This is a genomic window from Streptomyces sp. NPDC051104 (assembly GCF_040682835.1).
Classification (GTDB): Bacteria; Actinomycetota; Actinomycetes; order Streptomycetales; family Streptomycetaceae; genus Streptomyces; species Streptomyces cynarae.
In genome coordinates this window covers 1-2215 of the sequence record NZ_JBFBBS010000117.1, presented here as the reverse complement: position 1 = coordinate 2215, position 2215 = coordinate 1, and the positions used below count along the sequence as shown (strand labels likewise).

General features: G+C 64.7%; 1 protein-coding gene and 1 pseudogene. Both read right to left on the bottom strand.

Translation table 11 applies throughout. The annotated features are described in order from the left end of the window. Nucleotides 1-461 precede the first annotated feature (461 nt). Nucleotides 462-944, bottom strand: coding sequence for a hypothetical protein (locus AB0N14_RS39860; RefSeq protein ID WP_366030572.1), 483 nt, complete (start codon nucleotides 942-944; stop codon nucleotides 462-464). Between the two features lie 73 nt (nucleotides 945-1017). Beyond that, a pseudogene (locus AB0N14_RS39855) lies at nucleotides 1018-2007 on the bottom strand (IS3 family transposase). Nucleotides 2008-2215: the final 208 nt, after the last annotated feature.

Sequence of the window (2215 nt, the reverse complement as noted above, 5' to 3'; positions counted from 1 at the left end):
TCGCCCTCGTCATGCTCACCCTCGGAGGCGACCGCCCAACACTGCCAGGACGCCAACTCGCCTCAGACTGACCCACACATCAAGCAGAAGAGCCTCAAAAAGCCCCTCGGAGATCATTTCCGAGGGGCCTTTCTGATGCTCCGTGCCTGGTCAGACATGGTGCCCCCGGCAGGATTCGAACCTGCGACACCCGCTTTAGGAGAGAGGGTGGGGAGCAGCGCCGCTGAGCTGGAGCTTCGATATCTGGTGACGTACCTGGCAGTTGGACTCGGAGCACCGTCATTGACCGTGACTGACCGCTGCATCTGGCACGGTTGTGGCATGCGATCTCCTCGCCCCGCATGGCCGGGGCGGTGGCCGGGATGATTACCCTACTTCGCTCCTGTGCGGCGACAGCTCCGAAGAACCTGAGCCTCGGAGGGCCAGAGCTGACGGGTGAAGAGGCGAACAGACGTGCACATCTATGAAGCCCGGCTCTCCCCCTGTTGTGCCGGGACTCCGCCGTTGATGTGAGGAGGTGAGGATGAAGCGGCCGACTTCAGCACGCCATCCAGCGCGGGAAGCTCCGCAGCGGAGAATTTGAGGATCAACGCAGCCTGGAGGTGGGCCTTCAGCCCACTGTCCGTGACCTCTCTCAGCAGGCGGATTGCCTCGCCTGCGTCTCGCTCCACCTTCATATCTTGGCGCAGCGACTGGGTCTGCGACTCCATGTGCTTGAGTGCCAAGTCGGCACGACGGTGGAAGAGACTGCCGATGGCTGCGGTGAGGAAACCGGCCACGCTCGCCACCACGGAGGCGTACTGCGCGCCAGAGGTGTTCGCATTGAAGATGGCCAGGGCAACACCGGCTATGAGGACCAGCCCACCCAGCACGGAACACGACAGACTCACACTGAAGCTGCGGCGGGCCTGCGTCAAGCCATAGGCGTAGTACTCGATGAGCAAAGCCGCGAACTTCTGGTCAGCGGTGGGAGTATCAGTCGGAACCTGTCAAAGCGATCAAGGCAGGTAGATCGTTCTAACGCTGTGCTGGGATCAGCGGGCCGTCTGGTGCCGGCTGGTTGATCCAGGCCGCTGCGGGGAGCTTGGGAGGCTCGGGTGGTTTGCGGACGAAGCGTTCGGGGTGCTTCGCGTAGACCGACTGGAGGACGTCGGCACGCATCTCGCGGAGCTGCTCGGCGAGACCGAAGTGCACGTCGTAGGGCGTGTGCAGGCCGATCCCGGAGTGCCGATGCTCCTCGTTGTACCAGGTGAAGAACTGGGTGCACCACGCCCGGGCATCCTCGAGGGATCCGAAACGCTCGGGAAAGTCGTGCCGGTATTTCAGGGTCTTGTACTGGCTCTCGCTGTACGGGTTGTCGTTCGACGTCTTCGGCCGCGAATGCGACTTGGTGACGCCGAGACCGGCCATCATCTGGGCAACGTGGTGCGCGACCATCGGGGACCCGCGGTCCGAGTGGATCGTCAACTGCCCTGGTTCGATACCGTACTTGGCGATCGACTCGGACAGGAACCGCTCGGCGAGGTCCTTGTTCTCGTGGGCGGCGATCATCCAGCCGACCGTGTAGCGGCTGAAGATGTCGATGATCGTGTAGAGGCAGTAGTAGACGCCCTTGACCGGCCCCTTCAGCTTCGTGATGTCCCAACTCCATACCCGGTTCGGGCCCTCGGCGACCAGCTCGGGAACGGTCCGGGGTGGGTGGACGGCCTGGCGGCGGCGTTAACGGACCTCGCCGTGCCGTCGCAGGAGCCGGTACATCGTCGACTCCGAGCACAGGTAGACACCCCGGTCCAGGAGCACCGCGTAGATCTCGGCGGGCGCCATGTCGGCGAACTCCGGGGAATGGAGCACGTCGAGGACCCGTATCTCCTCCTCGGGTGTGAGAGCGCGGGCGTGACGGCGCCGTTCTGGCCGCGGCTTGGCCGGGGCGGGGCTTCGGCGGTGTTGGCGGTAGTAGGTGGCACGGCTCACGCCGAGAGCGGCGCATGCCTGGACGCGTCCGACCAGCCCGGTGAGCTCTTCAAGGGCCTGGTCGCGGGCGGTGTTGAACGCCACGGCCGCGAGCTGGGCTTCGGTCACTGGTTCTTCTCGCCGTTCCGGGTCGGGGCGCTGTCCGTGGCGAACTGGTCGAGCAGCGCGGAGAGTTTTCCCTGGACCTCGATGACCGTGCGAGCCTTCGCGAGGTCGGCTTCCAGGCGGGCTTTCTCCGCCTTGA